Annotated in this window: 31 protein-coding genes, 1 tRNA gene and 1 pseudogene; 15 read left to right on the forward strand and 18 right to left on the reverse strand. The window is 61.6% G+C overall.

The window, feature by feature from the left end:
• The first annotated feature begins 21 nt into the window (after positions 1 to 21).
• The gene (yiaY, locus tag K1X80_RS07540) at positions 22 to 1,170 is read left to right on the forward strand and encodes an L-threonine dehydrogenase (RefSeq protein ID WP_057439762.1); all 1,149 of its coding nucleotides are present in this window, start codon (positions 22 to 24) and stop codon (positions 1,168 to 1,170) included.
• Here yiaY and K1X80_RS07545 read toward each other — a convergent pair.
• Positions 1,167 to 2,324 (reverse strand): MFS transporter, encoded by a 1,158-nt coding sequence (locus tag K1X80_RS07545; protein ID WP_057439761.1) that lies wholly within the window; start codon positions 2,322 to 2,324, stop codon positions 1,167 to 1,169. The two genes, yiaY and K1X80_RS07545, sit on opposite strands and share 4 nt — an antisense overlap.
• A gap of 99 nt (positions 2,325 to 2,423) precedes the next feature.
• On the opposite strand from K1X80_RS07545, the gene K1X80_RS07550 reads away from it, so the two are divergent.
• The 3 genes and pseudogenes from K1X80_RS07550 to K1X80_RS28495 all read left to right on the forward strand — a co-directional run bounded on the left by K1X80_RS07550 (position 2,424) and on the right by K1X80_RS28495 (position 3,595).
• Positions 2,424 to 3,098, forward strand: coding sequence for an NAD-dependent epimerase/dehydratase family protein (locus K1X80_RS07550; RefSeq protein ID WP_057958766.1), 675 nt, complete (start codon positions 2,424 to 2,426; stop codon positions 3,096 to 3,098).
• A 21-nt stretch (positions 3,099 to 3,119) separates the two neighbouring features.
• Positions 3,120 to 3,416 (forward strand): annotated as a pseudogene (locus K1X80_RS28490) (MFS transporter); the annotation flags it as partial.
• Complete coding sequence (locus K1X80_RS28495; RefSeq protein ID WP_233096830.1) at positions 3,395 to 3,595, forward strand: hypothetical protein; 201 nt, start codon at positions 3,395 to 3,397, stop codon at positions 3,593 to 3,595. The pseudogene K1X80_RS28490 and the gene K1X80_RS28495, both read left to right, overlap by 22 nt.
• Before the next feature lie 4 nt (positions 3,596 to 3,599).
• Here K1X80_RS28495 and K1X80_RS07560 read toward each other — a convergent pair whose 3' ends face one another.
• Positions 3,600 to 4,088 carry a DMT family transporter gene (locus K1X80_RS07560; RefSeq protein ID WP_057958768.1) on the reverse strand — a complete coding sequence of 163 codons (489 nt, stop codon included), beginning with the start codon at positions 4,086 to 4,088 and terminating at the stop codon, positions 3,600 to 3,602.
• A gap of 77 nt (positions 4,089 to 4,165) precedes the next feature.
• On the opposite strand from K1X80_RS07560, the gene K1X80_RS07565 reads away from it, so the two are divergent.
• The 4 genes from K1X80_RS07565 (at position 4,166) to K1X80_RS07580 (ending at position 6,966) form a co-directional block, all read left to right on the forward strand.
• On the forward strand, positions 4,166 to 5,083 hold the full coding sequence (locus K1X80_RS07565; RefSeq protein ID WP_233096829.1) for a LysR family transcriptional regulator: 918 nt from the start codon (positions 4,166 to 4,168) through the stop codon (positions 5,081 to 5,083).
• A gap of 63 nt (positions 5,084 to 5,146) precedes the next feature.
• A complete protein-coding gene (locus K1X80_RS07570; protein ID WP_057439757.1) occupies positions 5,147 to 5,788 on the forward strand; it encodes a LysE family translocator in 642 nt (213 codons plus the stop codon).
• Between the two features lie 118 nt (positions 5,789 to 5,906).
• Positions 5,907 to 6,434 carry a DUF4142 domain-containing protein gene (locus tag K1X80_RS07575; protein WP_220172765.1) on the forward strand — a complete coding sequence of 176 codons (528 nt, stop codon included), beginning with the start codon at positions 5,907 to 5,909 and terminating at the stop codon, positions 6,432 to 6,434.
• A 385-nt stretch (positions 6,435 to 6,819) separates the two neighbouring features.
• Positions 6,820 to 6,966: a hypothetical protein gene (locus K1X80_RS07580; RefSeq protein WP_164844853.1), complete on the forward strand. Its 147-nt coding sequence runs from the start codon at positions 6,820 to 6,822 to the stop codon at positions 6,964 to 6,966.
• Positions 6,967 to 6,979: 13 nt separating this feature from the next.
• On the opposite strand, the gene K1X80_RS07585 is transcribed toward K1X80_RS07580, so the two are convergent.
• The 7 genes from K1X80_RS07585 to K1X80_RS07615 all read right to left on the reverse strand — a co-directional run bounded on the left by K1X80_RS07585 (position 6,980) and on the right by K1X80_RS07615 (position 10,732).
• A complete protein-coding gene (locus tag K1X80_RS07585; RefSeq protein WP_057958770.1) occupies positions 6,980 to 7,480 on the reverse strand; it encodes a methylated-DNA--[protein]-cysteine S-methyltransferase in 501 nt (166 codons plus the stop codon).
• 96 nt (positions 7,481 to 7,576) lie between these two features.
• Positions 7,577 to 7,987, reverse strand: a complete 411-nt coding sequence (locus K1X80_RS07590; protein WP_057439755.1) for a type II toxin-antitoxin system HicB family antitoxin — start codon at positions 7,985 to 7,987, stop codon at positions 7,577 to 7,579.
• 22 nt (positions 7,988 to 8,009) lie between these two features.
• Positions 8,010 to 8,192 (reverse strand): type II toxin-antitoxin system HicA family toxin, encoded by a 183-nt coding sequence (locus K1X80_RS07595; protein ID WP_115127579.1) that lies wholly within the window; start codon positions 8,190 to 8,192, stop codon positions 8,010 to 8,012.
• A gap of 240 nt (positions 8,193 to 8,432) precedes the next feature.
• Positions 8,433 to 8,506: transfer RNA gene (locus tag K1X80_RS07600), tRNA-Gly, on the reverse strand.
• 141 nt (positions 8,507 to 8,647) lie between these two features.
• Entirely contained in the window at positions 8,648 to 9,532 is an 885-nt protein-coding gene (locus K1X80_RS07605; RefSeq protein WP_120732097.1) for an alpha/beta fold hydrolase, read from the reverse strand.
• Between the two features lie 295 nt (positions 9,533 to 9,827).
• Positions 9,828 to 10,520 carry a 16S rRNA pseudouridine(516) synthase gene (locus tag K1X80_RS07610; protein WP_120732098.1) on the reverse strand — a complete coding sequence of 231 codons (693 nt, stop codon included), beginning with the start codon at positions 10,518 to 10,520 and terminating at the stop codon, positions 9,828 to 9,830.
• Positions 10,520 to 10,732 (reverse strand): cysteine-rich CWC family protein, encoded by a 213-nt coding sequence (locus K1X80_RS07615; RefSeq protein ID WP_057439751.1) that lies wholly within the window; start codon positions 10,730 to 10,732, stop codon positions 10,520 to 10,522. Before K1X80_RS07615 ends, K1X80_RS07610 begins: the two co-directional genes overlap by 1 nt.
• A gap of 217 nt (positions 10,733 to 10,949) precedes the next feature.
• On the opposite strand from K1X80_RS07615, the gene K1X80_RS28090 reads away from it, so the two are divergent.
• Together K1X80_RS28090 and K1X80_RS07620 are read left to right on the forward strand one after the other, a co-directional pair.
• Entirely contained in the window at positions 10,950 to 11,309 is a 360-nt protein-coding gene (locus K1X80_RS28090; RefSeq protein ID WP_115127582.1) for a hypothetical protein, read from the forward strand.
• 145 nt (positions 11,310 to 11,454) lie between these two features.
• Positions 11,455 to 11,883 carry a DUF3757 domain-containing protein gene (locus K1X80_RS07620; protein WP_169960411.1) on the forward strand — a complete coding sequence of 143 codons (429 nt, stop codon included), beginning with the start codon at positions 11,455 to 11,457 and terminating at the stop codon, positions 11,881 to 11,883.
• Between the two features lie 22 nt (positions 11,884 to 11,905).
• On the opposite strand, the gene K1X80_RS07625 is transcribed toward K1X80_RS07620, so the two are convergent.
• Positions 11,906 to 13,018, reverse strand: a complete 1,113-nt coding sequence (locus K1X80_RS07625) for an enoyl-CoA hydratase/isomerase family protein (protein WP_057439749.1) — start codon at positions 13,016 to 13,018, stop codon at positions 11,906 to 11,908.
• 134 nt (positions 13,019 to 13,152) lie between these two features.
• Between K1X80_RS07625 and ung the strand changes: the two genes are divergently transcribed.
• Positions 13,153 to 13,845: a uracil-DNA glycosylase gene (ung, locus tag K1X80_RS07630; RefSeq protein WP_057958776.1), complete on the forward strand. Its 693-nt coding sequence runs from the start codon at positions 13,153 to 13,155 to the stop codon at positions 13,843 to 13,845.
• 98 nt (positions 13,846 to 13,943) lie between these two features.
• Here the strand turns inward: ung and K1X80_RS07635 are convergent, their stop codons facing one another.
• Genes K1X80_RS07635 through K1X80_RS07655 form a run of 5 tightly spaced genes read right to left on the reverse strand, consistent with a single transcriptional unit; the run spans position 13,944 to position 19,329 of the window.
• Positions 13,944 to 14,981, reverse strand: a complete 1,038-nt coding sequence (locus K1X80_RS07635) for an AbrB family transcriptional regulator (RefSeq protein WP_220172766.1) — start codon at positions 14,979 to 14,981, stop codon at positions 13,944 to 13,946.
• Entirely contained in the window at positions 14,974 to 16,488 is a 1,515-nt protein-coding gene (locus tag K1X80_RS07640) for a tripartite tricarboxylate transporter permease (protein ID WP_220172767.1), read from the reverse strand. The genes K1X80_RS07635 and K1X80_RS07640 overlap by 8 nt, the downstream gene beginning before the upstream one ends.
• A gap of 1 nt (position 16,489) precedes the next feature.
• Positions 16,490 to 16,948 carry a tripartite tricarboxylate transporter TctB family protein gene (locus tag K1X80_RS07645; protein WP_057958778.1) on the reverse strand — a complete coding sequence of 153 codons (459 nt, stop codon included), beginning with the start codon at positions 16,946 to 16,948 and terminating at the stop codon, positions 16,490 to 16,492.
• Positions 16,949 to 17,008: 60 nt separating this feature from the next.
• Positions 17,009 to 17,992 carry a tripartite tricarboxylate transporter substrate binding protein gene (locus K1X80_RS07650; RefSeq protein ID WP_120732104.1) on the reverse strand — a complete coding sequence of 328 codons (984 nt, stop codon included), beginning with the start codon at positions 17,990 to 17,992 and terminating at the stop codon, positions 17,009 to 17,011.
• Between the two features lie 44 nt (positions 17,993 to 18,036).
• Positions 18,037 to 19,329 (reverse strand): OprD family porin, encoded by a 1,293-nt coding sequence (locus tag K1X80_RS07655; protein ID WP_115127584.1) that lies wholly within the window; start codon positions 19,327 to 19,329, stop codon positions 18,037 to 18,039.
• 247 nt (positions 19,330 to 19,576) lie between these two features.
• Between K1X80_RS07655 and K1X80_RS07660 the strand changes: the two genes are divergently transcribed.
• Together K1X80_RS07660 and K1X80_RS07665 are read left to right on the forward strand one after the other, a co-directional pair.
• A complete protein-coding gene (locus tag K1X80_RS07660) occupies positions 19,577 to 20,248 on the forward strand; it encodes a response regulator (RefSeq protein ID WP_057439742.1) in 672 nt (223 codons plus the stop codon).
• The gene (locus tag K1X80_RS07665; RefSeq protein WP_169990282.1) at positions 20,241 to 21,626 is read left to right on the forward strand and encodes a sensor histidine kinase; all 1,386 of its coding nucleotides are present in this window, start codon (positions 20,241 to 20,243) and stop codon (positions 21,624 to 21,626) included. The genes K1X80_RS07660 and K1X80_RS07665 overlap by 8 nt, the downstream gene beginning before the upstream one ends.
• Before the next feature lie 24 nt (positions 21,627 to 21,650).
• On the opposite strand, the gene K1X80_RS07670 is transcribed toward K1X80_RS07665, so the two are convergent.
• Together K1X80_RS07670 and K1X80_RS07675 are read right to left on the reverse strand one after the other, a co-directional pair.
• Positions 21,651 to 22,472: an HDOD domain-containing protein gene (locus K1X80_RS07670; RefSeq protein WP_220172768.1), complete on the reverse strand. Its 822-nt coding sequence runs from the start codon at positions 22,470 to 22,472 to the stop codon at positions 21,651 to 21,653.
• A gap of 36 nt (positions 22,473 to 22,508) precedes the next feature.
• The gene (locus K1X80_RS07675; RefSeq protein ID WP_057958783.1) at positions 22,509 to 23,450 is read right to left on the reverse strand and encodes a folate-binding protein YgfZ; all 942 of its coding nucleotides are present in this window, start codon (positions 23,448 to 23,450) and stop codon (positions 22,509 to 22,511) included.
• 137 nt (positions 23,451 to 23,587) lie between these two features.
• Here K1X80_RS07675 and K1X80_RS07680 point away from each other — a divergent pair, with 137 nt between their 5' ends.
• Both K1X80_RS07680 and K1X80_RS07685 read left to right on the forward strand, forming a co-directional pair.
• On the forward strand, positions 23,588 to 23,842 hold the full coding sequence (locus K1X80_RS07680) for a succinate dehydrogenase assembly factor 2 (RefSeq protein ID WP_017736358.1): 255 nt from the start codon (positions 23,588 to 23,590) through the stop codon (positions 23,840 to 23,842).
• Positions 23,826 to 24,278, forward strand: coding sequence for a hypothetical protein (locus tag K1X80_RS07685; RefSeq protein WP_057958784.1), 453 nt, complete (start codon positions 23,826 to 23,828; stop codon positions 24,276 to 24,278). Before K1X80_RS07680 ends, K1X80_RS07685 begins: the two co-directional genes overlap by 17 nt.
• Here K1X80_RS07685 and nadB read toward each other — a convergent pair.
• Positions 24,247 to 25,863 carry an L-aspartate oxidase gene (gene nadB / locus K1X80_RS07690; protein WP_120732108.1) on the reverse strand — a complete coding sequence of 539 codons (1,617 nt, stop codon included), beginning with the start codon at positions 25,861 to 25,863 and terminating at the stop codon, positions 24,247 to 24,249. The genes K1X80_RS07685 and nadB overlap by 32 nt on opposite strands.
• Between the last annotated feature and the right edge of the window lie 111 nt (positions 25,864 to 25,974).

Raw genomic sequence — 25,974 nt, forward strand, 5'->3', positions numbered from 1 at the left:
ACGCATCCCCGAGGATTCATCATGAGCAGCACGTTCTTCATTCCCGCCGTCAACATCATGGGCATCGACTGCCTCGACGAAGCCATGAACGCGATCCGCAACTACGGTTTTCGCAAGGCCCTGATTGTCACCGACGCCGGCCTGGCCAAGGCGGGCGTGGCCAGGATGATTGCCGAGAAACTGGCAATGCAGGACATCGACTCAGTGATTTACGACGGCGCCAAGCCCAACCCCAATGTGGAGAACGTCGAGAACGGCCTGGCGTTGTTGCAGCAAAGTGCCTGCGATTTCGTGGTGTCGCTGGGCGGCGGTTCGCCCCATGACTGCGCCAAGGGCATTGCCCTGTGTGCCACCAATGGCGGGCATATCGGCGACTACGAAGGTGTCGACCAATCGAGCAAGCCACAGCTGCCCCTGGTGGCGATCAACACCACCGCCGGCACCGCCAGCGAAATGACCCGTTTCTGCATCATCACCGACGAAACCCGCCACGTGAAAATGGCCATCGTCGACCGCAACGTCACACCGTTGCTGTCGGTCAACGATCCTGCACTGATGGTCGCCATGCCCAAGGGCCTGACCGCCGCCACCGGCATGGACGCGCTGACCCACGCCATCGAAGCCTATGTGTCCACGGCCGCCAACCCGATCACCGACGCGTGCGCGATCAAGGCTATCGAGCTGATCAGCGCCAACCTGCGCCTGGCCGTGCGCGACGGCAGCGATATGGCGGCCCGGGAAAACATGGCCTACGCGCAGTTTCTCGCCGGCATGGCCTTCAACAACGCCTCCCTGGGGTTTGTCCACGCCATGGCCCACCAGTTGGGCGGCCTCTACGACTTGCCCCACGGCGTATGCAACGCGGTGCTGTTGCCCCACGTGCAAAGCTTCAACGCCAGTGTCAGCGCAGCGCGCCTGAGCGACGTCGGCCGCGCCCTTGGGGTGGATAACAAACACGCCAGCCCGGAAGAGGGCGCCCAGGCGGCCATCGCGGCGATCCGCTGCCTGTCCCAGGACGTCGATATCCCGGCCGGCCTGCGTGAGCTCGGCGCCAAGCTGCAGGATATCCCGCTGCTGGCCACCAACGCCCTCAAGGATGCGTGCGGCCTGACCAACCCTCGGCGGGCGGACCAGCGCCAGATTGAGGAGATTTTCCGTAGCGCGTTTTAATCCGCCCTGGAACGGGCGACGCACCACAGTGCGCCGCCCGCCAGAGCTACACATAGCGCGGCCAATGGCCACACTTGCTGACTGACCAGCAAGCTGGCCACACCCCCTATCAGCGCCGCCAGCAACTGGTGCAGAAAGCCACTTAGGGCCATGGCGTACGAGCCGCTTATCGGAGAGTGATCGTTGGCCAAGGACAGACTGATGGGGTAACTCATCGACTGCCCGAACACCGCCACGCAATACGGCAGCCACAGCAGCCAGGCCCAATCGCTGGCGAACCAGCCTGCGAGCAACATCACCGAGCTGCCGCCCATCACCAATGTCACACCCCATGTCATCATCGGCAGGCGCCCGCTGCGGGCAACCCAGCGATTGACCATCAGTGCGCCCGCCAGATAGGCCGCGCTGATCGGCCAACCCAGCAGCCCGTACTGCGCAGCAGTCCACTCGAAGCGACCCTGCAGAATCAGCGGAGCGCAGGTGTTGAACGCGATGATCACGCCATACCCCAATCCGCCCGCCAACGCCGCTCGGAGAAACGCCGGGTGTTGCAAAATCATGCGGTAGATACGCCACGCAGAAACCTGTCCATCGGCTTTCATCCGCGCCGGGAACGCCACCCCTTGCAGTACGCCAATCAGCCCGATTGCCGCCAACGCCAGGCCATAGAAGATCGCCTCCCAACCAAACGCCACCTGCAATACCGAGCCAATGAACTGGCCGATGCCCAGGGCGATCACGAAGGTCATGCCCAGCCACGACAGCCCCTTGGCCAACAATGCACCGCTGAAACTGTCGCGCACCAACACCCGAGCCATCACCGAAACGCCACCGGCGCCCAGGCCCTGGGCAAACCGTAGCGACAGAAACGTCTCGATGTTGTGAGCCAAGGGGATGGCCGCACTGGCCACTGCATACAGGGCCAATGCCGCCAGCAATACCGGCTTCCTGCCCAGGCGCTCACCCAGGCTGCCCCATAGCAGCATGGGCAACGCCATGCCTACCAGATACACCGCCAAGGCGAGCGAAGCTTGAGCCTCCAGGGCCTGCAGCGCTTGGGAAATGGCCGGGACTGCGGGAAGGTAAATGCTGATGCCAACCTGGGACAGGAAGGCGGTGCAGCAGGCAATGGCGAGGGTTGTGGTGCTCTTCAAGGGGGCGAGTTCCTTTCTGAACGCTAAATTTCAGGCGCAAAGCTACAAGCTGTTAGTGTATTTGTCTTTAGCTTGAAACTTGCCACTGAGGCCTCCCTGATGAGAGTTCTGCTATTCGGCGCCACCGGCATGGTCGGCCAGGGCGTGTTGCGTGAGTGTCTGCTGGCCGCTGATGTGCAGGAAGTGGTGGCGGTGGGGCGCACGGCGTTGACCCAGGCGCATGGCAAGCTGCACCAGGTGTTGCATGCCGATATGTTCGACTTCCAGCCCCTGGAGCATTTGCTGCAGGGCTTTGATGCCTGTCTGTTTTGCCTGGGGGTGTCGTCGGTGGGCGTGGATGAAGCCACCTACACCCGGCAGACCTACGACCTGACCCTGGTCGCCGCCAGTACCCTGGCGCGGCTCAATCCGCAGATGACGTTTGTGTACGTGTCCGGTGCCGGCACCGACAGTTCCGAGCAGGGCAAGGTGATGTGGGCGCGGGTCAAGGGCAAGACCGAGAACGCCTTGCTGCGCCTGCCATTCAAGGCGGTGTATCTATTCCGGCCGGGGATCATTCAGCCGCTGCATGGCGTGCGTTCGAAAACCGCGCTCTACCAGACGATCTACAACCTGATCGGGCCGCTGCTGTCCCTGGTCCGGCGCATGCGACCAGCCTGGGTGGTGAGTACCGAGACCGTGGGCCGGGCGATGCTCGCGGTGGTCCGGCATGGCGCTCCGCAAGCGGTGATTGAGCCTGCGCAGATCCATCGCCTGGCTGCCGAGCGTTTGTAATGCTCTCGAAAAGCCTGATCCGTCGCCTGGCGCCTGATGCCGTTGATCATGGTGTGTTATCTGTTTGCCTTTTTTGATCGCATCAATATCAGCTTCGCCAAGTTCCAGTTGCAGGCTGACCTGGGTTTGAGCAACACCGCCTACGGTTTGGGCGCAGGGCTGTTTGTGATCGGATATGTGATCTTCGAAGTCCCGAGCAACATGATGTTGTACAAGGTCGGCGCCCGGCGTTGGATTGCCCGGATCATGGTGTCCTGGGGGCTGGCGACGGCCGCGATGGTGTTTGTGACGGCCGAGTGGCAGTTCTATGCATTGCGCTGATCAATACGTTGGGCCAACTCGGTGGCATCGTCAGCCCGGTAATGGTCGGGCGCATCAAGGACATCACGGGCAGCACGACCCCGGCGCTGTATGTGATTGGCGTGTGTGCATTGATTGCGGCGGCGCTGCTGCTATGGGGCTTGCCGCATAAGTTGCGCACCTCCGACAAGCGCTGACGACTCAGCTCACGCCAGCCAATGCCTTGGCCGGCGCGCTGCTGAACTGAATCAACACCACCCCGCCAATCAACATCAGCACCCCAAGCAAGCGGGGGGCGGTCAGTTGCCGCTCCACCAGACCAAACAGGCCGAAGTGGTCGAGCAACAATGACGCGAGGATTTGCCCGGCCATGGCCAGGGCGATAAACCCCGAGGCCCCGAGCTTGGGCAGCAAGACCAGGGCCAGGGAGATAAAGCACACGCCGAATGCGCCGCCGGTCCACATCCATAGCGGCGCCTTAGTGATAAAGCCGAGGCTTGGCAGCGGCAGCCGTAACGCCAGGATCACCGGCAATAACACCAGAATACTCACCAGCAGCGAGGCCAGGGTCGCCCACAACGGATGCCCGAGGCCGCGCCCGAGGTTGGCGTTGATTGCGCTTTGAAACGGCACCACCGCCCCGGCAATCACCGCCAGCAGTAACAAGCCCAGCCAATGCAAAGTGGTCATGATCAATCTCCAAAAGGTTTTACTGGACTCTACGGTATTCGTCGCGCAGATTTAAATTCCAAGTTCTTATGCTAAACATGCATGCCATGAATGATCTGCGCCGTGTTGACCTTAACCTACTGGTGATCCTCGACGCGTTGCTCAGCGAGCAGCACGTCACCCGCGCTGCCGAGCGCCTGCACCTGAGCCAGCCGGCGGTCAGCCATGCGCTGGGGCGCTTGCGTGATCTGCTAGGCGACCCGTTGCTGGTGCGCCAAGGCGGCGGCCTGGTCGCCACCGCTCGCGCGCTGGAACTGGCGGCGCCGCTGGCTGATGCCTTGGTCCAGGTCCAGTCGTTGCTGGCGCCGAACCGTTTTGATCCGGCGTCGGCCAGGCGCACCTTTCGCCTGGCCATGTCCGATTACGGCGCGGCTCTCTTGTTGCCTGGGCTGGTGCGGGCGCTGCGCGAGCAGGCGCCGGGGATTGATCTGGCCATCACCCACGCCAGTCGCGAAGGCATGCAGGAAGGGGTGCTCAGTGGGGAGATCGACCTGGCCGCCGGCGTGTTTCCCGACCTGCCGGCCGAGTTGCGCAGCACGCCGTTATTCGAAGAGCACTACGCCTGCCTGGTGGACCGCGACAGCTTGCCCGCCGACGGTGGGCTCGACCTGCCGACCTACCTGGCACGGCCCCATGTGCTACTGGAAATGCGCGGCAGCGGCACCCCGGAAATCGAGCGGGCGCTGACCGCGATCCGCGAGCGACGGCACGTGGCGATCAGCCTGCCGCATTGGGGCATCGCGCCGCAGTTGATCCAGGGCACTGACCTGATCCTTACCGTGTCCTCCCAAGGGCTGCTGAACATCGACTCGCGGCACTTGCTGGTGGTGCCGCCGCCGTTTCATATCCCATCCTTCGGTTTTGTACTGGCCTGGCATAAACGCCGCGCGGGGGATGGCGCCTTGCAGTGGCTGATCACCCAAGTGCAAGACGTGTTGGCCAAACGTGCGGCCTAGCATTGCAGTGCCCGGTGGATTGTGCACAATCGACGCGCCCCCTCTTTTCTGAGCGTGTTACCCATGACTTCATCATTGCTGTTTGCCGTCATCGCCTCGGGCTTTATCTATGGCATCACGCCGGGCCCCGGGGTGCTGGCGGTATTTGGCATTGGTGCGGCACGCGGCCGTCGGGCCGGCGCGGGTTTTCTGTGTGGGCACCTGCTGGGCGATGTGCTGTGGTGCAGCACCGCGTTGGTGGCGATTGTCGGCGCCCGGGAGATCGGTAGCAGCGCGTTTGATGTGCTGGGTGTGCTCAGTGCCCTTTACCTGTTCTGGCTCGGCATCCGTGCTATTCGCACCCGCAACCGCAGCGGGGACGCGCCTCAGGGGGCGGCGCGCCAACCGTTCTGGCACGGCATTCTGTTTGGCCTGACCAACCCCAAGGCCTATCCGGTGGCCGTGGCCACGTTCACCGCACTCCTGTCGAGCCGGGCCGAGCTGCTGACCTGGAGCATGCTGCCGTGGTTGATTGTCCTGAGCTTTGTAGGCGGCCTGCTGGCTTACGGGATCCTCATCGGCGTCGTGGGCGCGCGGCAGGTGCGTACGGTGTATCAGCGTCATGAAGTGTTGATCACCAAGCTGTGCGGGGTGATGTTTATCGGCTTCGCGATCAATGCCCTGGCCCATGCGTTGCCGGGCTTGCTGGGCAGTAAAACGTCCTGAGTACCGACGACCGTTCGTCGCACCAGCAAGTTTTTTCTAAACCTTTGCCGCCCTGAAAATTCAGATTCAGGGCGGGGCTCGTTCCCCGGCATGTATTTATTACCTGGAGGAACCCATCATGAGCCGCATGGCTATCCGGTTACGCACCGCCACTTTCGCGATGCTGCTGGGCCTCGGCGCCAGCAATGCTTTTGCCCAAGGCCCCGCCGAATTTATCGAGCAAGCCTCGGCCAAGGGCATGGCCGATATCGAAACCAGCCGCATGGCCCACGCCAAGACCTCGTCTCAGGAAATCAAGGACTACACCATCGAGGTCATCAACGAACGCACCCTGGCCAATCAACATTTGGCGGCCATTGCGAAAAAACTCGACTTGCCGGTGGCGCCTCGCGACCAGATCGTCGACAAGGCTGAAACCCTGATGCCTGAGCTGACCGATGGCGACTCCTTTGACGCCGCCTACACGGCTCAGCAGGTCAAGGCCAACGAAGATGCAATCGCGTTGTTCAAGCAGGAAAGCGCTGCTTCGGATATCCCTGAGATAAAGGCATTGGTCGACGAAACCCTGCCCAAGCTGGAAACCCGCCTGGAAAAAGCCCGGGCGCTGGCTTCGTCCTACAGCAAGAGCCGCAACAGCGACGGTTGATCGCGGGCTTTGCCAGGAAACGGCGGTTGGAGCTGATCCAACCGCCGTTTTTTTACGCCTGGTTCAGGTCGGTCTTGCCTGGGTCCGCCGCCGTGCCGTCGCCGCCGAGGTTGACGGTATGGCGCTCGCCCAAGGTACGGTATTCGCTGCGCAGTTTTTCCAGGGCTTTGAAGTCCAGGCCATCGAGGCTTCATGGCGATGCTCCAGGTAAGTGCTGATGAAAGTACTGACCGTGGCGGCACGCTGAAATTTCTTTTTACAATTGTTGACCTACATGAATTCGGTCGGGCCGTGCAACCGTTGGGCAGGTGCGGGGTGCAGGCATCGAACCCTGCTTGTGCAGGCTGGTCACTGTTTCATCACCCCGTTGAATGGAAGCGCGATCATGAGCCTCTCTCGTACTCTCTGCCTGGCCTGCTGCCTGGTGCTGTTGCAAGGCTGTTTCGACAGCTCTGACAATGAAACCCAGGACAACACCGGCGGCAGCAAATCCTCGGTGCAAATGAAGGATTCCAAGGCTGATCAGCCCTAGCGCTACGTGGCTGTCAGAACAATGACCTTGTGACCCCGCCATCCTCGAGGGTCAGCAAGTACTGCTTGGCTTCAAGCCCGCCGGCAAACCCGGTGAGGCCGCCCGCAGCACCAATCACTCGATGGCAGGGCGCGACGATCGAAATAGGATTGCGCCCGTTCGCCGCCCCCACCGCGCGTACAGCCTTGGGGTTGCCGATCTGTTGGGCGATCTGGCTGTAGCTGCGGGTTTCACCGAAGGGAATAGTCAGCAGCGCACCCCAGACTTTTTTCTGGAACTCGGTGCCGTCAAAGTCCAGTTCCAGCTCGAAGCACTCGCGGGTGCCGGCAAAATACTCGTTCAACTGCCGCTCGGCCTCCAGCAGCACCGCGCTGTGGTTGACTTCCACCAGCTCGCCCAGGCGCACACGGTTGGCGCGCTCGGCCTCCCACAAGATGGCGGCGAGCTTGCCGTTGCGGGCAACCAGGGTCAGTTGGCCGACGGGGGAGGGCATGAGTTTGTATTCACGCGGCATGAGCGGGCTCCTTGTTGAGTGGATCGTTTATCGCCTGCACTTTAGCGCTCGTCGCGGGTAGTTGAACTACGTTTCTTGCGCTCAAATTCGGCGATGTTATCGCTCCTGTTGCAGCACCTTCAGCGCTGCCGATGCCAGGAACCCCGAACGGCTTTTTTCTTCCGGGTGGTGCAGCACGTACTCATCAATGCGGTTGAGCAAGTAGCCAGGCAGCGTGATGTTGAGTTTTTGCGCCTTGCCCAGGTACTTGGTCACATCAATATCCACCACCGCCCAGGTACAGCCGGCGTACAGGGGGTTGGCTGCGTGCAGCGTGACCTTTTGTGCGCTGGGAATGGGCGCGCCCTCTTCGGCCAGCAGCTCAAAATGGCCTTCTATGGCTTCCCGTGCCATGGCCATGGCGTCGTCCAGGTCATCACCGGCAGAGAAGCAGCCAGGGATGTCGGGGACTTCTACGCCCCAGGCGTGGTCATCGTCGCCGGTTGAAATTGCAATCGGATACAGCATGTTCTTGTCCTCCAGGTACGCTTCAAGCGAGCAGAGCTTGTTTCAAGATGCTCTTGGCGGTCTTGTCCAACAGATGCTTCTTGGGGTGGGGAATGGTCACCAGCCCAGGCTTGGCAGGGTGTTTAAAATGATGATGGCTGCCCCTGACGCGCACCAGGTACCAGCCATCAGCCACGATATGGCCTATCAAATATCGGCTATCCACATCACCTCCTTGTGGTGTGTTGGTGGTGACTATAACTACTAAATAAAAATTTTCAACACTCTACCCACCAACAAAAGAGGGCAGGCGGTGCAAGAAGTTTATGGGGGCGGGGCGAGGCTGCTGGACGAAGGTATTGCGGGGTTTTACTGATAAATCCCAGGCACAAAAAAACCGGCTTCAGGAGCCGGTTTTTTATTCATCCTCCATCAAGGACAAGCTGATGGGGGAGGACAATCTGAGTGGAGCGGGTAGAGGGAATCGAACCCTCAACTAAAGCTTGGGAAGCTTTCGTTTTGCCACTAAACTATACCCGCTCAGAGCGGCTGACTTTGTACCAGAAGTGCGCGGCGATTTGAAGTTTTTCTTTGAAAAATGTGCAAGTTGCGAGCGTCAGCGGATGCTTTGAGCCCACCCCAGGCAGAAACGCTGCACCGTCCCTGCCCAGGGCCTTGCTTTCAAATCGCAAACGCATGCAGGGCCTGGCCCTGGTGATGCCGCAGTCGACTCACCGACTGTTCCGGTTTCAAAAAGCCCATCAATGCCTGCCGACTGTCATTGCACGCGGCCTTGTGCTCCATGTCCAGAAAGTGCCCGGTGGCCTGGATGGTGCCGAAGCTGCTGTTCGCTACATGTTGCCCAAACAGCCGGGCATCCTCGGCACTGGTGTATTCGTCCCACTCGCCATTCAAGAACAGAACCGGAATGTCGATCTGCCGTGCGGCCTTGAGGTAGCACTGGCGGTCGCTATTGAGCACCTGGCTGATGTGGTAGTGCATCTGCCCGTACTCGTGCTCGGCCAGGGTGCTGACGTGTCGATAGTTGAAGCGCTTGAACAGTGGCGGCAGGTGTTTGCCGATGGTGCTGTTGACCAGGTTGCCGACGCTGTGGCGGTCGAGGGTGCCGAGGTAGTCGACGCCACGTTCCAGGTAGTCGCGCATCGGTGCGTTGATCACTGGGGAGAAGGAGCTGATCACGGCTTTCTCCACGCGCCGGGGACGCTGGGACAGGGCGACGAGCGTGGCGACACCGCCCCAGGAAAACGACAGCACATGCTCGGCGGCGAAGTGTTCGATGAGTTCCAGAAGGATCTGGCCCTCAATGTCCTTCGTCAGCATTTGCTCATGGCGGTTGTGGGCTTTGGAACGACCGGCGTAGGGCTGATCGTACAAAACCACATTGAATTGCGGATGCAGGCTTTTCACGGTCTGGGCGAACGACGCGGTGGTGGCCATGGAGCCGTTGACCAGGATGATGGTCTTTTGAGCAGCCTCCGCGCGATAGAACTCCGTGTAAACCCGATACTGACCCTGTATATCCAGCACAGCGATTTCTGGCCTCATGTCGTAAGACTCCTGGCAAGCGGGTGATGCGCGCAGATCACTCTGCACGAGCTTTGTGACAGGTAGGCATACGCCTGGAAGGGAGGCCCATGTCGGTCCGATGAGGCTGGCCGACGGGTGTTGTTATGGCGGGCAACTTGCTTGGGCCCCTACGTCAAGCGGTACGGGCCGGCAATGTGTTTCTTGGAGGTCGGGTGACTCGCCAGTCAGATTGCGGCTGGCGGTTTGATTTAAGCAGGAGGCGGGCCAGGTCGCACGTTTGACCCTGGGCTTTTGCCGATCACCGGCTGAACGGTCATATCTGGCGGATTTCAGCTTCTGTCAGCGGCCGATATTGGCCGGGGGCGAGTTGTTCATCCAGCACCAGCGGGCCCATGCGTTCGCGATGCAGGCGCGTCACCTTGTTGTCGAAGTGCCCGAACATGCGCTTGACCTGGTGATAACGCCCTTCAATGATGCTCAGGCGCGCGCTTTTGGGGCTCAACACTTGCAGGTCGGCCGGTTGGGTGGTCAGGTCTTCGAAGGCGAAGTACAGGCCGGCACTGAACGTTGCGGCGTACTGCGGGCCAATCGCCTGTTCGGTCTCCACGTAGTAGACCTTGGGCAGCTTGGTCCTGGGCTGGGTCAGGCGCCGGGACCACTGGCCATCATTGGTGATCAGCAGCAGGCCGGTGGTGTTGAAGTCCAGGCGGCCGGCGATATGCAGGTCGCCCTTGTCCGGCTCATCCAGCAGGTCGAGGACGGTGGGGTGTTGGGGGTCGACGGTGGCACTGACGCAGCCTGGCGGCTTGTGCAGCATGAAGTAGCGCGCGGGTTTCCCCACCTGCAGGATCTCGCCATCACATTCCACGCGGCTGAACTCGCGCACTTCATGGTGGGGGTCGGCAACCGGCAGCCCATCGACTTGAATCCGTCGCTCCGCCAGCAGTAAGCGCACTTGCTGGCGATTGAAGCGGGGCAGGTTACTGAGGAATCGGTCGATACGCATTACCGGGGCTCGGCTGCGCGCAGTTGTGCGTCGACCTGGGCACAGCGCGGGCACAGGCAGGCCTTGTTGCGCAGCTCCATCGGCAGGGCTTCGAGCACCTTGGGATCGATGGTGACGCTGTAGCACCAGCAGGCACGGTCAGCGGTGCGCGGGTCGGCCAGGGTGCAATCGTTGCGAGCGCCGCAGGCCGGGCAAAGTGTGGGAGTGTTCATCGGTCGGTTCAGGTGTCATGGCGTCGAGGTTCCGGCGAAACCGGTGTATTTGGCACGATACAGACCTGGGCGGTTTATTGCGCCATAGATGTATCAATCTATGTCCAAGTCGCACCAGATTTGCTTTTTGCGGTCTGATCTCTTGTCATTCAGTGAAAGCTGTCTGTCGCCCCCCAGCGTCGCTGGTGTGTGCTCTTCCGCGGTCCAGGAGGCCGCCATGTATCGTCGATTGCTCATCATAGCTGTGCTCGGTTTGACCCTTTCTGCTTGCGTGCCCTATTACGATGGAGGCTCCAGCTACTATCGATCCGAAGTCTATACCGCACCCGCGCCGGTCTATTACTACGGCGGCGGTCCGTCATACCAGTACCGGCGCGGTTATTACGCACCGCCACCACGCTATTACCCGGCGCCGCGTTATTACCAGCCGGCGCCCCGTTACTATCAGGCCGGGCCAAGGGCGGGCTACCGTCCCTATCCCAGTCAGGGATGGGGGGATCATCGGGGCTACAACGGCCATGGTCGCGGCGATGGACGTGGCGGTGATCATGGCCGGGGACGTGGCGGGCATCGGTAGTCAGACTTTTCTTTGAAACGGCGCGAAATGCGCCGTTTTTTTGTGGGCGACCATCTGTCTGGGCTGTCATATTTAACAGCTATCTTAAGTGCTCTTCTAGGACTTTACTGGGTGGCAAGACCTCAGTAGCTCAACGGAATGACACATGATCAGCCGGGCACTTATTCTTTTTTTACTCGGTTTTTTTTCCTTCGCTCACGCCAGCGCAGAATTCAGTTGCCCCTATCCCTCGTCGATCAAGCGCAAGGCGGGCCATTTCCAAAGTGACAATGGCCACTGGAGGAGCCCTGCAGGCGGGGCCGACAGTTTTTTGGAAAGATTTGTCGGGGCGGTTTTTATTCCGGCCAATGACCAGGAGCGCAAACAAGGCTACTTGGAGTATTGCAGCTACAAGGCGGCCAACAACCAGTGGGTCAACCTCAGGTTCCAGGCGCCCGAGCCCCTGTCCGGCATGTCGCTGACCGACTCCACCCATTGGATGCCGGCCCGCGGGCCGTTTGACCAGGAAATTTTTGTGTGCACGGACAGCCAGCCCGACAACTGTTCGTTCACCCTCGATCGCCCAAAATACTAGCCCGCCGCTTGACTTGCGTCTGTCATAAATCAGACAGGTCTGCCAGGGGATGGCGGCCTTCCCAGGCCTTGTGAAAGTGCGCCTCGACCACCGCCTCGGGAATGCGCTTGATATCTGGCCAGTGCCAGTGTGGCTGCTGATCCTTGTCGATCAGGCGAGCGCGTACCCCTTCGCTGAACTCCGGATGCCGACAGCAGTTGAGGCTCAAGGTGTATTCCATCTGGAACACCTGCGACAGAGAAAGGTGCCGCGCCCGTCGGATCTGCTCCCAGACCAGGTGTGCGGTCAGCGGGCAGCCCTCGCTCAAGGTCTTGCCGGCCCGGCTGAACAGCGGGTCGGCATGCTCGCGCAGTTGGCTCAAGGCGCGCCAGGCGCAGTGCACATCACCCACATCCAACCATGCGTCGATCTGCTGGCGGCGCGGCAGCCACTGTGGTTCGGGCTGCTGGCTGGCGGCCTCCTGGGCCAGGGCCTTGAACAGGCTGTTGAGCTGCATCGCCGTCTGTTCCTGCCAGTTCAGCTGTAACAGGCCCTCAAGCATTTCGTCCTGTTGCTCATCCAGCAGGAAGCGGTCGGCCAGGCCCAGGTCCAGGGCGTCGCGCCCGTTCATATGGGCGCCGGTGAGGCCCAGGAACAGGCCGAGCTTGCCGGGCAGGCGCGAGAGGAACCAACTGGCGCCGACGTCCGGGTACAGGCCGATGCTGATTTCCGGCATGGCCAGCCGGCTGCTCGGGGTGACGATGCGGATGGCGGCGCTTTGCAGCAAGCCCATGCCACCGCCCAGAACATAGCCATGGCCCCAGCAAATCAGGGGCTTGGGGTAGGTGTGCAGGTGGTAGTCCAGACGATATTCGGCAGCAAAAAACTGCGCGGCCAGGGCGGGTACTTCGCCCGGGTGCTCGCGGCAGGCCTGGGCCAGGCTGCGCACTTCACCGCCGGCGCAAAACGCCTTGGCGCCGTTGCCGCGCAGCAGCACGCAGACGATTTGCGGGTCTTTGGCCCAACTCGCCAGGCGCTCGCCCAGGGCCAGGATCATCGGCAGGGAGAGGGCATTGAGAGACTTTTCTGCGTCCAGGCTGGCGATGCCGATACGGGCGCCGTCTGTGCCAGTGAGCTCTTCGAAGTGCAGATTCATCATGACCTCAATCGGTAAATTGAACGTTGAGTATGATCCCTTCGTGGGAAAGTGCCGGTTGCGCGTCAGATCAATTGACAAGTGGGGTGGGCTTTCCTAGGGTTCGCCCATTCTTTTTACATGATGCTTTTCTGATGACTGTCGACGACCGTATCAAACTTGAACCGAGCTGGAAACACGCCCTGCGTGAGGAATTCGAGCAGCCGTACATGAGCCAATTGCGCGAGTTCCTGCGCCAGGAGCATGCGGCGGGCAAGGAAATCTACCCGCCGGGCCCGTTGATCTTCAACGCGCTCAACTCCACGCCGCTGGACAAGGTCAAGGTGGTGATCCTCGGCCAGGACCCGTATCACGGCCCGGGCCAGGCCCACGGCCTGTGCTTCTCGGTGCAACCGGGCGTGCCGGCGCCGCCGTCCCTGGTCAATATCTACAAAGAGCTCAAGCGCGACCTCAATATCGACATCCCCAGCCACGGCTGCCTGCAAAGCTGGGCCGACCAGGGTGTGTTGATGCTCAATACCACCATGACCGTGGAGCGCGCCAATGCCAACGCCCATGCGGGCAAGGGCTGGCAGTTCTTCACCGACCGGGTGATCGAGATTGTCAGCGAGCATCAGCCGCACCTGGTGTTCCTGCTGTGGGGCGCCCATGCCCAGGGCAAGCAAAAGCTGATCGACGCGACCAAGCATCTGGTGCTGACCTCGGTGCATCCGTCGCCGTTGTCGGCGTATCGCGGGTTTTTGGGCTGCGGGCATTTCAGCCGGACGAATAAGTTTCTTGAGCAGAATGGCGAGACGCCGATCGAGTGGCGGTTGCCGCCGCTCTGAAGGTCAGCACAAGGTAGAAGTTGCCTGCGATGACTGACAGTCTGCCGATATCTCTGTTGGCAGACACACCGCAATCGCAGGCAAGCCAGCGCCTATATTTAAATGGTGTCCGGCTGGCGGTTCCAATGGCGGAATAACGGCTCCGCCAGGAACAGCACAAACAACAGCCGCATCACCTGCATCGCCGTTACCAACGGCACCGACAGTTGCAGGGTCTCTGCCGTCAAACTCATCTCGGCAATCCCACCGGGCATCATCCCCAGCGTCAGCGAGCGCAGATCCAACTGCGTCAATGCACTCAAACCCACCGCCGCAAAGGTCGCGATCAGCATGCTCAGCAGTGTGCCAACCACCGTGCGGCCCATGAACGACGGTGCCCGTCGGAAGAACTGCCGGTTGAAGTGGCAACCCAGGCCACTGCCGATCAACCATTGGCCGATCTGGCTGCCACCCTCTGGCAGGCCGATGTGCAAATCCCAGGTGATACTGGCGACGGCACTGACCAGTAACGGCCCGAACAACCAGGGGTTGGGTTGGCGCAAGCGTTGCCAGCCCCAGGCCACCAGCGCGCCAATGGGAAACAGCAGGGCCAGCCAGACCCAATCCACAGGCGCCGGGTGAAACTGTGGTGCGCCGCCGCCCAGTAAATACTTGAAGATTGCCGGCACACACAGCACCACCAGCAACACCCGTAGACTCTGGCCAGCTGCCACGCGACTGAGCACCGCGCCATTGCGTGCGCCCAGGTTGACCATCTCCCCGGAACCGCCCGGCATGCTTGAGAAAAACGCAGTGGCGCGATCTTCACCGCTGCGGCGCATCAACCACACGCCGACAATGCTCGACAGGCTGGTGACCAGCGCGCCGAAGAAGATCAGGCCAAAGTGGCTCATCACCTGTTCGATCACCACCGGGGTGAAGTGCAGGCCGATACCAATGCCCACCACCCACTGCCCGCATTTGCGCCCGCCGGGAATCTCGCCCAACTGCCAGGGCGTCAGGCAGCGCACCAGGATGATCGCCAGCAACGAGCCGACCATATACGGCAAAGGCCAGCCGACCAGGCTGGCCAGGTAACCGCCGGCCAGGCCGACCAGCGGTGTTCCCCACCATTGTCTAAGGGTGACCTCAGACATCGGCTACGGCACGACGCTGCAACGCGCGCTTGCGCCAGATACGCAGCAATGGCACGAGCAGCATGATGGCGGTCAGTACCCAGACGCCCAAAGTGATCGGGCTCGACCACAGAATTTCCAGGGTGCCATTGGAAATCGACAATGCACGCCGCAGGTTCTGCTCCATCAGGCCGCCGAGGATAAAGCCCAGCAGCAGCGGCGACAGTGGGAAGTCCAGCTTGCGCAGGATGTAGCCGAAGATGCCGATGGCGATCATCAGGAACAGATCGAAGGTGGTGGCGTGTACGGCATAGACGCCAATCGCGGTGATGATTGCGATCACCGGCACCAGTGCCCAGTTCGGCACGGCAAGGATGCGGGTGAAGATGCGGATCATCGGGATGTTGAGGACCACCAGCATGATGTTGGCGACAAACAACGAAGCGATCAGGCCCCAGACGATGTCTGGTTGCTGTTGGAACAGCAGCGGGCCTGGCGTGATGTTGTACAGCGACAGGGCGCCGATCATCACCGCCGTGGTGCCCGAGCCCGGAACGCCGAGGGTCAGCATTGGCACCATGGCACCGCAGACTGAAGCGCCGATGGCGGTTTCCGGGGCGGCCAGGCCGCGCATGTCGCCTTGGCCGAACTTGCCGCTGGCGCCCGCGATACGTTTTTCGGTCATGTAGGCCACGGCCGAGGCCATGGTCGCGCCAGCACCTGGCAATACGCCGATGATGAAGCCCGATACACCGCAGCGCAGGTTCACGGTCAACACCGACAAGGCTTCCTTGACGTTGAACATCATGCGCCCGGTGGCCTTCACCGCTTCCTGGCCACGGTGGGTTTTTTCCAGGAGCAGGAGGATCTCACTGATGGAGAACAGACCCAGGACCAGGACCACGAACTGGATACCATCGGTCAGATGGATGTTGTCACCGGTAAATCGGTAGACACCGCTATTGGCATCAATGCCGACGCAGGCAAGGAACAGGCCGATCAACGCCGAGACAAAGGTCTTCAGTGGCTTGTCACCGGCCATGCCGCCCAGGCAGACAATCGCAAACACCATCAGTACGAAGTATTCCGCAGGTCCGAAGGCAATCGCCCATTTGGCCAGCAGCGGGGCGAACAGCACCATGCCGCAGGTGGCGATAAACGCACCGATGAACGAGCTCCAGGCTGAGAGCGACAGCGCCACCCCAGCCATGCCTTTGCGGGCCATTGGGTAGCCGTCGAGGGTGGTCATCACGGTGGAGGCTTCGCCCGGGATGTTCAGCAGGATCGAGCTGATCCGGCCGCCGTATTCGCAGCCCAGGTACACGGCTGCCAACAGGATCAGTGCCGATTCGGGCGGCAGGCCCAAGGCAAATGCAATGGGGATCAATAACGCCACGCCGTTGATCGGGCCCAGGCCCGGCAACAGGCCGACGATGGTGCCGATCAGGGTGCCACACAGCGCGGTCACCAGGTTATAGGGGCTCAGCGCGACGCCGAAACCCTGGCCCAAATAGCCAAAAGTATCCATATCAGTTCTCCAGAACGTCGAGCAGACCGAGGGGCAGCGGTACGTCCATGGCTTTATCGAACAGCAGATAAAGACCGACGCTCATCAAGGTGATGATCACCACGCCGGGCAACCAGCGCCCTCCATACAGCCGTGCCATCGGAATACCAATCAGCATGCTGCTGAGAATGAAACCCAGAGATTCGAAAGTGCCGGCAAACACCAGCAGCAAGCTCACGCAGATCCCGATCTTAATCAGGGTCGGGCGGTCCAGCGGCGGTTCATCGTCAGTGTGTTGGGTCGGTTGCGGACGAATCAGCATGTAGGTCAGAGCCAGGCCCATCAGCCCGAGCAACAGCAGTGGGAAGGCCCGAGGCCCTACTGGCTCGTAGGAAAAGGCCGCCTGATAGGGCCAGGCCATAAGCGCCAGGCCGATACACACCAGTAACAGCACTGCGGCGAAAATGCGTTGTAAGAGCATGTAGAACTCCTGGGCCACGCCCCCGATTCAAAGGGGCGTGGCCGCGCGACAGGGGGGCGATTACTGGATCAGGCCGAACTCTTTGGCCAGCACTTTGTAGTCAGCCACCTGTTTCTTCACGTAGGTGTCCAGTTCCGGTCCGGTCAGGGCGAACGGGAACAGCTCGCGCTGGTCACGCAGCTTGGAGAACTCTTCGGAGGCCAGCAGCTTGTCGAACGCAGCCTTCCACCAGGCGTAGTCTTCATCGCTGACTTTTGGCCCGAGGTAGAAGCCCCGTACCACTGGCCAGACGATGTCGTAGCCTTGCTCTTTGGCAGTCGGAATATTCTTCATTTCCGGCTCGTCCAGGCGCTCTTCGGAGAACACCGCCAGCAGACGCATATCGCCGCTGAGGATGTGTGGCATGGAGTCGGAGATATCGGTACTGCCTACCTGGATGTGACCACCGAGCAGGGCAGTGGCGATTTCACCGCCGCCTTCGAGGGCCACGTAACGCAGGTCACGCGGGTTGATCCCGGCAGCCTTGGCGATCAGTGCGGTCTGCATCCAGTCCTGGCTGCCGACTGTGCCGCCGGAACCAATTACCACTTTGCTCGGATCTTTCTTCAGGGCCTGTACCAGATCATCGAGGCTCTTGTAGGGCGAATCGGCTTTCACCGCAATCGCGCCATAGCTGGTGCCGACGGCGGCCAGCCATTTCACTGCGCTTTCATCAAATCGACCGAATTTGCCCTGGGCCAGGTTCAGCAGCGAACCGCTGGACCAGGCCACCAGCGTGCCGGCATCGGCGGGGCGCTGGGCGACGACGGCGTTGTAGGCCACCGCGCCCACGCCGCCGGGCATGTAGGTCACGCGCATCGGCTTGCTCAGTAGCTTTTCGTTGACCAGTGCGCTTTGCACCAGCTTGCAGGTCAGGTCAAAACCACCGCCGGGGGAGGCCGGTGCGATGCATTCCGGGCGCTTGGGTTCTTCGGCTGCCAGCAGTTGGCCGGCAAACAGCATGCAGCCGGCGGCCAGGGCAAATTTACGCAGGGATGAGGACATGGGGAACTCCGTCATTGTTGTTATTGGGGATATGACTTGCAGGGTTACCACAGCGCGACGCTGTAACTGACCAGCACGCGCACTTCGTCTGCGTCCCGTGCCGAATAGTTGGAGCGGTAAGTGGCGTTACGCAGGCGTACGGCCACATCCTTGAGGGTGCCGCTTTGCACCACGTATTTGATCTCGGTGTTGCGTTCCCACTCTTTGCCGGTGTCGCCGTTCTTGAGTTGGATATTGTCACCGGACAGGTAGCGGCTCATGAAGCTCAGGCCGGGAATCCCCAGCTTGGCGAAGTCGTAGTCGTAGCGAGCCTGCCAGGAGCGTTCTTCGGCACCGGCAAAGTCGTTGATCTGCACAAAGTTGACCAGGTACGGGTCGCTGCCATCCACATATGGGAACGCGCTATCGCCGGACATGTGCTGGTAGCCGGCGCTCAGTTTATGGCCGTTGAGGGCGTAGCTGAAAAGGCCGTTGAGGGATTTGTTATCAATGCTGCCGCCCCGCGCGCTGCCGGTGTCATCACTGATGGCCAGGCGCAGGTCGGTACCGAAAGTGCCGGGGCCCATCGGAGTGGAGGCGACGACACCGAGGAAGTGCTGGCGGTACACGTCGTCCAGTTGGGCGAAGTGATAGCTGCCGGTGACCTTCTCGGCAAACTTGTAGTCCACGCCACCAAAGTTGAAGTGCTTGCCGGTGGCTCCGCCGACGAAGCGGCCGTTCTTGTTGTTGAGGGCGATGTCCTCGTAGTTGCTGTCGTCGCGGTCCTTGGCCTTGTCCAGACGGCCGCCGGTGAACGTCAGGTGCTTGAACTCCTTGGAGGTCAGCAGGCCGCCGTTGAACGTCTGCGGCAGGATGCGTCCGTCGTTGGCCTTGAGGATTGGCAACTCAGGAATCAGCGAGCCGATTTTCAGCTCGGTAGCCGAGATTTTCACTTTGCCGGTCAGCCCCAGTTTCGAGTACTCGTCAGCGGCGCGGCCATCATCGTGGGTGGGCAGCAGGCCGCTGCCGGTGCGGTCCGGGCTGGAGTCGAGCTTGACCCCGAGCATGCCCAGCGCATCCACGCCAAAACCGACGGTACCGTCGGTGTAGCCCGATTGCAGGTTGAGCATGAAGCCCTGGGCCCATTCGTCGCGTTTGGATTGCTGGGCGCTGGTACCGTCGCGAAAGTCGCGGTTGAAGTACATGTTGCGGGTTTCCAGGGTCGCGCTACTGTCTTCGAAGAAGGCAGCCTGGCTAAGCGGCGAAAAACCGGCAAGGGCAGCGGCACTGGCGAGGGCGGTCTGGGTCAGGCGGGAAAAACGAACAGGCGGGCAAGCCTGGGGCTGTGTCGACAGCATCGTAGAGCACTCCGTTTATTGTTCTTATAGGGCGAAAACGCTTCGAGGCGTTTTTCGGGCGCTATGGGTGAAATAGCTCGGAAGGTGTAACCGTCCGTTTCTGGATGCTAATGGGCGAACCTTTCACTAACCTTTCAACGGTCTTTCAATGTTTTCGGGCTTCACAGCACAGGCGGCGGCTGTAAACTGCGCCGCGAGTCGGTAAACAGAGGGCGGCATCGGCTGCCCCTTAACGAGGTACAAATCCATGCGTGTCCTGCTCGTCGAAGACCATTTGCAGCTCGCCGAAAGTGTCGCCCAGGCGCTCAAGAGCACGGGCTTGACGGTGGATGTGCTGCACGATGGCGTGGCTGCGGACCTGGCCTTGAGCAGCGAGGAATACGCGGCAGTGATTCTCGACGTGGGCCTGCCGCGCATGGATGGTTTCGAGGTGTTGGCACGCCTGCGGGCCCGTGGGAAAAATCTTCCGGTGCTGATGCTCACCGCCCGCAGTGATGTAAAGGATCGGGTGCATGGCCTTAACCTGGGCGCCGATGACTATCTGGCCAAGCCCTTTGAGCTGACCGAGCTGGAGGCCAGGGTCAAGGCGCTGTTGCGCCGCAGCGTGCTGGGTGGCGAGCGGCAGCAGACCTGTGGCGTGCTGGTGTATGACGTGGAAACCCGGCGCTTTACCCTCGGCGGTGAACTGCTGACCCTGACCTCTCGCGAGCAGGCGGTGCTCGAGGCGCTGATCGCCCGTCCCGGCCGGGTCATGAGCAAGGAGCAATTGGCGTCCCAGGTGTTTGGCCTGGATGAGGAGGCCAGCCCCGACGCCATCGAAATCTATGTGCACCGCTTGCGCAAGAAACTCGATGGCCAGCCGGTCGCCATCGTCACCTTCCGTGGCCTTGGCTACCTGCTGGAAGCCCGCGATGCGTAAGCACAGCAGCCTGCGTTGGCGCCTGCTGTGGAACCTGGCACTGCTGTTGGTGGTGCTGATGCTGGCCAGCGGCCTGAGCGCCTACTGGAACGGTCGCGAGGCCGCAGACACTGCCTACGACCGCACCCTGCTGGCCTCGGCGCGGACCATCGCCGCCGGGCTGTCCCAGCGTGACGGCACCCTGAGTGCCGATGTGCCCTACGTGGCGCTGGACACTTTCGCCTATGACAGTGCCGGGCGGATTTACTACCAGGTCAATGATATTCACCAGAAGCTGATTTCCGGTTACGAACACCTGCCAGGCCCGCCGCCCGGGACGCCGCGCACCGACGATTACCCGGCCCTGGCGCGGTTCTATAACGCCAAGTACCAGGGGCAGAATGTGCGGGTGGTGAGCCTGCTCAAGGCGGTGTCGGAGCCGAACATGAATGGCATGGCAGAAATCCGCGTCGCAGAAACCGACGAAGCCCGGGTCAGCATGGCCCGCAGCCTGATGGCCGATACCCTGCTGCGCCTGGGCATGCTGGGCGTCGGGGCCCTGCTGCTGGTGTGGTTTACCGTGAGTGCGGCGCTGCGCCCGCTGGAGCGTTTGCGCACGGCGGTAGAGGAGCGCCAGCCGGATGATCTGCGGCCGTTGCCGCTGGTTGAAGTGCAGCACGAACTCGGGCCGCTGGTGCGGGCGTTGAACCACTTCACCGAACGCCTGCGCGGGCAGTTCGAGCGCCAGGCGCAGTTTATTGCCGACGCATCCCACGAATTACGCACCCCGCTGGCCGCGCTCAAAGCCCGCCTGGAGCTGGGGCTGCGCGCCGCGGAGCCGGCGATCTGGCGCAGCACCCTGGAAACGGCGGCGCAAGGCACGGATCGCTTGACCCACCTGGCCAACCAGTTGCTGTCCCTGGCACGCATCGAAAACGGGGCGCGGGCGATTGCCGAAGGCGGTGCGCAATTGCTCGACCTCAGCCAATTGGCCCGTGAGTTGGGTATGGCCATGGCGCCCCTGGCACATGCCCGTGGGGTGGCGCTGGCGTTGGAGGCGGATGAGCCGGTGTGGCTGCGGGGCGAGCCGACCTTGTTGAACGAGCTGCTGAGCAACCTGGTGGATAACGCCCTGGCCCACACGCCGTCAGGTGGCAATGTGATCTTGCGGGTGACGGCGCCGGCAGTGCTGGAGGTGGAGGACGATGGCCCTGGGATTCCGCAGGACGAACGGGACCGGGTGTTCGAGCGATTCTATCGACGTAACCAGCAGGGCGCGGGTTCGGGCCTGGGGTTGGCGATTGTCGGGGAGATCTGCCGCGCACACCTGGCCCAGATCAGCCTGCATGATGGCGAGCTGAAAGGGCTTAAGGTGCGGGTGAGTTTTATCGCTGGGTAGGGCCGTGCTTGCCACACCGACCGGTCAATAGAACATCGAGCGCGCTTCGTCCAGCTCGGTGCGCACCGCTTCGTTGAGCGGGTCGATGCGCAGCTTCCTGAATGCCGGCAAGCTCGACAGCGCAGCGTTGGCCAGCGGGTGATCGGTATTCTTGTGGCAGTACAGCACCGCCACTTGCACCAGGTCGACGTAGTCCAGGCTGGCCGAATCGCGCTCGAGGTCCTGGTAGTGTGCGGGCACATTTACCAGCATTTCCGGGAAGTCCCAGCCCCTCAGCAGCTTGTCCCCCAGCAGCGGGTGGATGTTGTCAATCACATGGTTGAGGCTGACCGGGTCGGAGAGCAGTTCATAGTGATCTTCGGCGTAGGTCAGGATCGGCAGCACACCGATCTGGTGCACCAGCCCGCCAAGTGCTGCCTGGTCCGGCTTGAGTTGGCTGTGGTTGCGGCACAGGGCGTAGCAGACGCCTGCGACTTCCAGGCTGCGGCGCCAGACGTCACGCATCTTCTGTTCGACGACTTCTGAGCGGGCATGGAAGATTTGCTCCATCACCAGACCAATCGACAGGTTGCTGCTGTAGTTGGTGCCCAGGCGCGTGATGGCGGTGTGCAGGTCGGTGACTTCCTGGGTGGCGCGTAACAGTGGGCTGTTGACGACCTTGATCAGCCGCGCCGTCAGGGCGGTATCGCGGCTGATGACTTTGCTCAAATGACTGATGCTGACTTCGGGGTCTTCGGCGGCCTGACGAATTTTCAGGGCCACTTCCGGTAACGTGGGCAGAACCAGGTCATCGTTACCGATGGCCATCACCAACGCCTGTTGGACTTTTTCCGCCAGTTTATTCATTCATGCTCTCTAGGGTGCTGCAAAAGGGTACGGCGATTAGCGCTGGATCTCGCGATCACGGTCCAGTTGGTAAGGCAGGTCAAGTAACTTGAGGCCTGGGCCTTCCAGCGTGCCTAAATGCACGTTGCCACTGTCGGCTGCTTCGGCTTGCAGCACTGCCAGAAGTTCAATCCCTTCGTCGGCCCGGGCGGCGATGACTACCTCACCGATGGCGCTGTTATGGCTGGGGGCAAACAGTGGCGTGCCGGGCTCGGGCAGCGCATGGCTGTCGAGGCTCAGGCGATACAGGCGCCGCTTGAGTTTGCCCAGGTATTGCATGCGGGCGACGATTTCCTGGCCGGTGTAGCAGCCTTTCTTGAAGCTTACGCCGCCGACCGCTTGCAGGTTGAGCATCTGCGGGATGAACAGCTCGCGGGTCTGGGCCATGACCTGGCCGATGCCGGCACGAACCTGCCCCAGCAGCCAGGCATTGAGATCGCCTTCGGCAAGTGTGGCGGCCAGTTGGCTGCGCAGGGACTCGGCTTGCGCGGCGGGCGCCCAGAGTTCGGCGCGGCCCGGGGAGACGCGAATGGCCAGCAGTTCTTCATGGCGCGCCACACTGTCGGTCTCGGCCGGCAAATCCAGGCCCAGGCTGGCGAGAGCCTGATCGGCATTCACCAGACCGAAGCGGGCCCAGGTAGCACTTTCGTCCGTCAGCTTGGACTTGGAAAACACAGCGTATTTCTTCAGGTCCGCCAGTTGCGGTTCCAGCAGTTCGCTGGCCATGGCCAGCAGTACACCGTCACCTTGCAGCACGATCCGGAAGCTCGACTGCATGCGCCCCTTTTGGGTGCAGCGCGCGCCGAGGCTGGCGTGGGTGTCGTCGAGGTAATTGAGGTTGCAGGTCAGTTGCCCCTGGAGGAACTTGGCCGCGTCAGCGCCGCGAACGGCCAGGACACCTTCGTGGGACAGGGAGCAGAAGAAAGCAGAGTCAGCCATGGGTCATCGCAGTTGGAGAGTCATGAGTGCATCATAGAGGGGCGCCCGGCAAATGGGTAGTTTCATAAGCCCGACCAAAGCCGACTGTTCCGAGGGGCGTGGGCCTGTATACTTGCGCCCTATTTGAGGAGCGCTCCATGGTCGAAGATGTAGAAATCAATCGCCTGTACTGGCACAGCCGTCGCGGCATGCTGGAGTTGGATGTGTTGTTGGTACCGTTCACCAAAGAGGTGTACGCGACCCTCGATAAGGTAGACCGCGACCTCTACGTCAGGTTGCTGACCTGCGAAGACCAGGACATGTTCGGCTGGTTCATGGAACGTGCCGAATCAGAAGATCCGGAGCTGCAGCGCATGGTCCGGATGATCCTGGATCGTGTCCAGCCCAAGTAATAGCTTCGAATGCCGCTGGCAGGCCTGCGGGCTGTTGCTGGCGGCGTATCTCCTCGCACAGGTGCTTGCACTGGGTGCGCTGTGTCTGCTGGCTATACCTTTTTCGATCGCGGCACTGGGTGTGCTCGCGTGCCTGGGCCACGCCCTGTGGACGCTGCCACGCCATATTCGCTTGACCCACCGTTCGTCGGTTCGTGGCCTGCGGCGCAATGCTGACGGCTGGCAACTGTGGAGCGTAGCGCGGGGTTGGCATGCGGTGCAGTTGCGTCCCGACAGCCTGGCGTTGCCGCTGATCGTGGTGCTGCGCTACCGACTGCCGGGAGACTGGCGAGTACGCTCGGTGTGCGTACCGCGCGGTTCGCAGGCCGCCGATGTGCATCGGCGCCTGCGCGTGCGCTTGAAGTTCAGTCGCCGTAGGTGGTTGGCACCAGGATAGTGTCGAGGGCCTCTGGCAGCATCTCGGGATAATCCAGCGTGTAGTGCAGCCCCCGGCTTTCCTTGCGCGCCATGGCCGAGCGGATCATCAGTTCGGCGACCTGGGCCAGGTTGCGCAACTCGATCAGGTCGCGGCTGACCTTGTAGTTGCTGTAGAACTCGTCGATTTCATCCAGCAACAACCGCACCCTATGCTGCGCCCGCGCCAAGCGCTTGTTGGTGCGCACGATACCCACGTAGTCCCACATAAAGCGCCGCAGCTCGTCCCAGTTGTGGGCGATGATCACGTCTTCGTCCGAGTCGGTGACCTGGCTCGCATCCCAGCGGGGCAGGGCGGCCGGCACCGGGATGCGTGGCAGTTGTTCGAGGATATCGGCGGCGGCGGAACGGGCGTAGACGAAGCATTCGAGCAACGAGTTGCTGGCCATGCGGTTGGCGCCGTGCAGGCCGGTGAAACTGGTCTCGCCAATCGCGTACAGGCCGGGGACATCGGTGCGGCCTTGCTGGTCGACCATCACGCCGCCGCAGGTGTAGTGCGCCGCCGGCACCACCGGGATCGGCCCTTGGGTGATATCAATATTGAAGGCCAGGCAGCGCTCGTAGACCGTCGGGAAATGGGTCTTGATGAAGTCGGCGGGCTTGTGGCTGATGTCCAGGTAGACGCAGTCGATGCCCAGGCGCTTCATCTCGTGGTCGATGGCGCGAGCCACGATGTCCCGTGGCGCCAGTTCGGCCCGTGGGTCAAAGCGCTGCATGAAACGTTCGCCATTGGGCAGTTTGAGGTGCGCACCTTCCCCCCTGAGGGCTTCGGTGATGAGGAAGCTCTTGGCCTGGGGGTGATATAGGCAGGTGGGGTGGAACTGGTTGAATTCCAGGTTCGCCACCCGGCAGCCCGAGCGCCAGGCCATGGCGATGCCGTCCCCGCAGGCGCCATCGGGGTTGCTGGTGTAGAGGTAGACTTTGGCGGCGCCCCCTGAGGCCAGGATGGTGAAGCGCGCGCCGTAGGTATCCACTTCGCCGCTGGCGCGGTTGAGCACGTAGGCGCCGAGGCAGCGTTCACCCGCCAGGCCCAGGCGTTTCTCGGTGATCAGGTCGACGGCGACTCGTTGCTCGAGCAGTTCGATATTCGGCCGCTGCCGGGCCTGGGCGAGCAGGGTCTTGAAGATTGCGGCGCCAGTGGCGTCGGCGGCATGGATGATGCGCCGGTGGCTGTGGCCGCCTTCACGGGTCAGGTGAAACTCGAAACCGCCGTCGTCACTGCCGGCATGTTCATCGCGGGTAAAGGGTACGCCCTGGTCGATCAGCCACTGAATGGCTTCGCGACTGTGCTCGACGGTGAAGCGCACCGCGTCTTCATTGCACAGGCCGCCGCCGGCGTTGAGGGTGTCTTCAACGTGGGATTGCACCGTGTCGGTGTCATCCAGCACGGCGGCAACCCCGCCCTGGGCCCAGAATGTCGAACCGTTAGCCAGGTCGCCCTTGCTCAGGACGGCTATGCGCAGATGGCTCGGCAGAGTCAGAGCAAGGCTCAGGCCTGCGGCGCCGCTACCAATCACCAGGACATCGTGTTGAAACTGTTGGCTCATTTATGGGATTCCGCAAAAAGCGATCCGTAGGGGTGGCGCAAACAGGACGCCTGGATCGGCGAATCAAAGGGTCACACGGCCCACTAGTATATAGAGGGGGGGATCGGCACA

It is taken from the genome of Pseudomonas sp. So3.2b (genome assembly GCF_019464415.1).
In the GTDB taxonomy this organism is placed as follows: Bacteria; Pseudomonadota; Gammaproteobacteria; order Pseudomonadales; family Pseudomonadaceae; genus Aquipseudomonas; species Aquipseudomonas shahriarae.